Genomic DNA, 5,450 nt, shown 5'->3' with positions numbered 1-5,450 from the left:
CAACATGGAGGGTGTGGCAAAGATGAAGATTTCATGAAGAACGTAGTTCTCGACCGCAACGGCCAATTTTGACGGTGAGAAGACTCATAAACGATTGCCTTTCTCCTTGTCAACAGAAAAAGTTGTGCCGGCACGATCTTTTTATCCCCGAGATTGTATTGATGGCCCTATGCCCGATAGTCCAATTCTTCAGCATGCAAGTCGATTCTTTCCAGAAAGTACAGATGGGAGGTACCCCGCTAGCCGGGGAGGCCCTCTGGTCGCCCTCTCGCCACCGCCTTACTGCCGCAATGCATCGGGACATGGGCCAGGCCGCCCGCGCCAGTGGCTATGCGCACTGAAAATAGTGGTAGGACGGTGAGGGATGGTGTCCGGCTGGCAGAATCGTATGACATGAAACAGGGATGAGTAGTGGTCCAGAATGGTGGGCTTTGGATGCCTGGCGGCGGAGGGGGCGGTCTGCCCGGGGAGGTGCCGCCACAGGGATGGCAGCGATATCTGGGGGCGCCTCCCTTGCCTTTTTCGGCCGTCTGTGCCATGGAAGTCGAGGCCCCTGTGCACATCGGCGTCTCGCGTGCTGTGCTGCGTGGCCACCGCCGGTTTCGGCCGGCCTCGTGTTTCCCCCTATCCTCCCAATGGGATGTCGCAAAGGAGGTCCCCATGGCACCCGATCCTGGCCACCGCCATCCGTCTGTCTCCCTTCTGGCCTTCCTGGCTGTCCTGGCCTGCCTGGCCGGCGGCTGCCTGCCCGCGGCCCGCAACGAGTCGTCGGCCGCCGACCCGGCGCCAGTGGCGGCACTGCCGGCGGCTCCTGCCGCCCAGCCGGCAGCACCGCTGCCTGGCAGCGAGCTGGCTGCCCCCCAGGCCTCGGCCCGTCCCCATCCCGGCTGGCCCCTGACCGATTTCTCGGCCCGCCACTTCCTGGGGGCGGCCCGCTGCGATGCCTGCCATGACCTCCTCACGGATGCCCAGGGCAACGACATGTCCATCACCCGCCACTGGCGCTCCACCATGATGGCCAACGCCGCCAAGGATCCCTTCTGGCAGGCCAAGGTCGCCTCGGAGGTCGTCCGGCTGCCGGGCCTGGCGCCGGTCATTGAGACCAAGTGCGCCAACTGCCACATGCCCATGGCCTATGTGGAGGCCACTGCCGAGGGGGGCGCCAACAGCCCGGTGGCGGTGAGCGCCATCCTGGCTGCCGACCATCCCCTGCACGAGGCAGGCATGGACGGCGTCTCCTGCACCCTGTGCCACCAGATCCAGGACCGGAATCTGGGCCGGCCGGAGGGGTTCAGCGGTGCCTTTGTCATCGACACCAGCGCCCAGGCCCCGGACCGGCCCCTCTTCGGCCCTTATCCCGATCCCGTGACCTGGCCCATGGCCACCAGCGTCCGCTACACCCCGACCTACAGCCAGCATGTCAACGACTCGGCCTTCTGCGCCACCTGCCACACCCTCTACACCCCCTACGTCAATGCCCGGGGTGAGGTGGCCGGGGTGTTCCCGGAGCAGACCGCCTACCTGGAGTGGCAGCACAGCATCTTCGGCCAGGCGGTGCCGGCCCGCTATGACCTGGGCGAGAGCCCGGGCCCGGGACGGCTCTGCCAGGAGTGCCACATGCCCCACTCCCAGCACAACCCGGTGACCATCGCCCGCTACGCCCCCAGCGAGGTCCAGGCCAAGGATCACTTCTCCCAGCACCTTTTTGTGGGCGGCAATGCCTTCATGCTCACCCTGATGGCGGACAACCTGGCACCCCTGGGCCTGACCGCGTCCACCGAGCACCTGGAAGCGACCAGGGCCAGAACCGTGCGCCAGCTGCAGCAGGAAACCGCCACCCTCGCCATCACCGGCCGCCAGGAGGCCGGCCGCCTGGAGACGCTGGTGACGGTGGCCAGCCTTGCCGGCCACAAGCTGCCCACCGGCTTCCCTTCCCGGATGGCCTGGCTGCACGTCACGGTTCTCGACGGCCAGGGCCAGCCCGTCTTCGAGTCCGGCCGGCCTCTGCCGGACGGCCGCATCGCCGGCAACGATGCCGACCGGGATCCAACGGCCTTCGAGCCCCATTACGACCGGATCAGCGATCCGGACGAGGTGCAGATTTACGAGGCGGTCATGCAAGACACCGAGGGACGGGTCACCCGCACCCTGCTCCGGGCCGCGGGCTACCGGAAAGACAACCGGCTCCTGCCTCAGGGCTTTGCCAAGGAAGCGGTGCCGGCGGACATCGCGGTCTACGGCGCCGCCCGGCAGGATGCCAACTTCAGCGGCGGCTCCGACCAGGTGGCCTACAGCGTGAGCACCGCCGGTCGCAGCGGTCCGTTCACGGTGCGAGCCGAGCTTCTCTACCAGGCCGTGCCGGCCAGCTTCGTGGCTGACCTGGGCGATACCGCGGCCGCGGCACCGGTGGCCCGGTTCCTGGACATGTATGCCGGTGCCGACAAGACGCCGGTGGCCATCACTGCCGCCTACGCCCTGCTGCGGTAGCCACCGGGCCTTGCCCCACGGCACAAGGCCGGCCCGGATCCGGCACCGGCCGGGGAGCGGTTTTTCGTTGCGCGGTCGCCCCTGGTCTCGTAATATCCGAGGCTGGCAAGGTCGAGGCAATGCCGGCCCGGAGCTCCGGATCCGTTACCCTCCATCGGGCCGCGCCTTCCGGAAAGGTGGGCCATTGAACTGGCTGAAAAACGGGTGCCGAAATGGAACATGCCGAGGATTTCGATTTTGAGGAATGGTCGTCTCTGGCGGTGGCCGATCCCGAGGCCTTCGAGGCCAAGCGCCAGCTGGCCATCGAGAAGGTGATCAGCAGCGGCGCCCCGGAATACCGCCACCGGCTGCGGCAGCTCCAGTGGAAGGTGGATGCCATCCGGACGGCGTCCCCGAACCCCATGGCAGCCTGCATCCGGATCTACGATCTGTTCTCCCAGCACACCTTCGGCCCGGGTGGCTTTCTGGAGATCCTGCAGCAGGTGAGCGGTGGCGCATGGGAGCACATGGGAGAGCGACCAGTCCGACCCCTGGCAGCGGTGCTGCCCTTGGCGCCGTGTCGCAACTGAGCCCCAGACGGCCGAAGGGCCGGCCCGGCCGCAGGCGGATTCACGGCGGATCATGACCGGCGGCCGCCGCTCCATTCTCTGCCCCGACTGCCGCAAGCTGGTCAGCCGGGACGTGGCGACCTGCCCGTACTGCGGCCTGGCCCGGCCCGGCTCCTGGTGGTCCAACAGCCCCTGGCGCCGGGGCTTTTATGACCAGGATCACCTGGTGCGGGTGCTCATCGGCCTCAATGTCGGCATGTTCCTGTGCTCCCTGGCCCTGGAGCCACGGGGCGCCGACCTCAGCTTCCACCCCTTCGCCTTTCTCTCCCCAGGCAACACCAGCCTGGTCCTCCTGGGCGCCACCGGCACGGTGCCCATCGACGGCCTGCACCGCTGGTGGTCCCTGGTGGCTGCCAGCTACCTGCACGGCGGCCTCCTGCATCTCATCTTCAACATGATGGCCGCAAGCCAGCTCGGCCCCCTGGTCCTGCGGGAGTATGGGCCCAGCCGGGGGGTGGCCATCTACACCCTGGCCGGGGTGGTTGGCTACTGGATGTCCTATCTGGCGGGCATCCGGATCACCATCGGTGCCTCGGCGGCGATCTGCGGCCTCATGGGCGCCCTCTTCTTCTATGGCCGCGACCGGGGGGGGCTGTATGGCGAGATCATCTACCGGCGGATCAGCGGCTGGGCCGCCGGTATCCTCCTCTTCGGCTTTCTGGTGCCGGGGATCAACAACTGGGCCCACATCGGCGGCTTTGTCGGCGGCTTCCTGCTGGCCCTTGCCCTGGGCTACCGGGAAAAGCGGCCGGAGGGCTCGGTTGACCGGGCCTTGGGCTGGTGCTGCTCCTGCCTGACCGTGGCGGTCCTGGCCTGGGCGGTGCTGACCGCGGTCGCGGCGCGCCTGTTCTGACCGGGGATCGGGAAAGACTACGACACGACCATGGTGCCTGCCGTCTCGTTTGTGGCCCGCTCCAACACAGGCAAGACCACCCTGCTGGAGAAGGTGATCGCCGAGCTTACGGCCCGGGGCCTGGCGGTGGGCGCCATCAAGCACGATGCCCACCGGTTCGAGATCGATCACCCTGGCAAGGACAGTTATCGGCTGACCCAGGCCGGGGCCGCCACCATGCTCATCACCTCCCCGGCCAGGCTGGCCCTGGTGAAGCGCCATGCCGTGACCCCGCCCCTGGCCGAGCTTCTGGCCCACTATTTTTCTGACATGGATCTGGTCCTGGTGGAGGGCTTCAAGAGACTGGATCTGCCCAAGATCGAGGTCCATCGCCGCGAGCGGGGTGGGGATCTGCTGTGCCGGGGCGCGGCTCCCGACCCGCACCTGCTGGCGGTGGCGTCCGACGAGCCCCTGGGGGTGGACGTGCCGGTCTTTGGTCTCGACGAGGTCGGCCCGCTGTGCGATTTCCTGATCGCCCGCCTGCTGGCCGCTGCTCCCCCGGAGCCCCCTGGCCGGTGAGCAGCAAGCCCCTGCCCCATCCTCTGCCTGCCCCGCCCGGCCACCGCCTGCCGCCGCTGCTTCTTGGCCTGGCCGGTCTTGGCCTGGCCGTCGCCTGCTGGCAGCCGCTTCTGGGGTGGCTCTGGCGCCAGCCGCCGCCTCCGGTGCGCCTGCTCCTGGACGTCTTCGACCTCGGGGTCTACTTCCGGGCCAGCCGCTGGGTGGACGGGTCTGGCCGGCTCTACCAGGAGGTCTTCTCGGAATACCCGCTGGCGGCCAACCTGGTCATGGCCGGGGTCCGCTGGCTGGCCGGCCGACTGGCGAAGGGCGGGCAGGACCTGTTCCCGGTCTTCGTGCAGGTGTGGACCTCGCTCTCCCTGATCCTGTTCCTGGCCGTAGCCGGCCTCACCCGCCGCCTGGCCGGCCGGGCCTGGTGGCTGTGGCTGGTGCCGGCCTTCCCCTTCTTCGCCCTTTACCGCTTCGACATCTACCCCGGCGTCTGTGTCCTGGGCGCCATGGCCCTCCTGGCCCGGGAGCGCTGGCGTGCCGCTGGCCTGGCGCTGGGCCTGGCGGTGGCCTTCAAGGGCTACCCGTTGTTCCTGCTGCCGGTAGTGGCGAGCTACGCCTGGCAGCGGCGCTCGGCCCGGACAGCCGTGGAGGTGGTGGGGCTGGCGCTGCTGCCGATCCTGGCGGGCAACCTCGTGGTCTGGGCCACCGCCGGCTGGCAGGCGATGCTGGAGCCGTATCTTGCCCAGGCGGCCCGCACCATGAACGGCGAGTCGACGGTGGATGCGGCCAGCTACGTCCTGTTCTGGCTGGGGGTGGCGGATCCTACCATCATCACCTTCCGGGAATGGGTGGCCGGCAGCCGCTGGCTGGGGCTCGCCGGTGCCGCCGTTGCCGGGCTGGGCGGCCTCTTCCTCGGTCCCGGCAGCTTCCCCGGCCTGGTGCGGGCGGTCCTCTTT

General features: G+C 68.5%; 5 protein-coding genes. All 5 read left to right on the top strand.

Annotated elements, in window-relative coordinates; genetic code table 11:
* Positions 1-660 precede the first annotated feature (660 nt).
* A complete protein-coding gene (locus AB1634_18525) occupies positions 661-2,487 on the top strand; it encodes a hypothetical protein (protein MEW6221508.1) in 1,827 nt (608 codons plus the stop codon).
* 212 nt (positions 2,488-2,699) lie between these two features.
* Positions 2,700-3,056 (top strand): DUF3135 domain-containing protein, encoded by a 357-nt coding sequence (locus AB1634_18520; GenBank protein ID MEW6221507.1) that lies wholly within the window; start codon positions 2,700-2,702, stop codon positions 3,054-3,056.
* Positions 3,057-3,108: 52 nt separating this feature from the next.
* Complete coding sequence (locus AB1634_18515; GenBank protein ID MEW6221506.1) at positions 3,109-3,948, top strand: rhomboid family intramembrane serine protease; 840 nt, start codon at positions 3,109-3,111, stop codon at positions 3,946-3,948.
* Positions 3,949-3,978: 30 nt separating this feature from the next.
* On the top strand, positions 3,979-4,506 hold the full coding sequence (mobB, locus tag AB1634_18510; protein MEW6221505.1) for a molybdopterin-guanine dinucleotide biosynthesis protein B: 528 nt from the start codon (positions 3,979-3,981) through the stop codon (positions 4,504-4,506).
* A partial coding sequence (locus tag AB1634_18505; GenBank protein ID MEW6221504.1) for a glycosyltransferase 87 family protein occupies positions 4,503-5,450 on the top strand: 948 nt, incomplete at its 3' end. The genes mobB and AB1634_18505, both read left to right, overlap by 4 nt.

It is taken from the genome of Thermodesulfobacteriota bacterium, from assembly GCA_040755095.1.
Lineage (GTDB): Bacteria > Desulfobacterota > Desulfobulbia > Desulfobulbales > JBFMBH01 > JBFMBH01.
Note: the sequence above shows the minus strand (reverse complement) of the source record. Positions and strands in the feature narration are given on the sequence as shown.

What these genes read in the sequence shown, in the direction of transcription:
- AB1634_18525 (MEW6221508.1), top strand. Translation starts at nt 661, where the DNA reads ATGGCACCCGATCCTGGCCACCGCCATCCGTCTGTCTCCCTTCTGGCC.
- AB1634_18515 (MEW6221506.1), top strand. Translation starts at nt 3,109, where the DNA reads ATGACCGGCGGCCGCCGCTCCATTCTCTGCCCCGACTGCCGCAAGCTG.
- AB1634_18520 (MEW6221507.1), top strand. Translation starts at nt 2,700, where the DNA reads ATGGAACATGCCGAGGATTTCGATTTTGAGGAATGGTCGTCTCTGGCG.
- mobB (MEW6221505.1), top strand. Translation starts at nt 3,979, where the DNA reads ATGGTGCCTGCCGTCTCGTTTGTGGCCCGCTCCAACACAGGCAAGACC.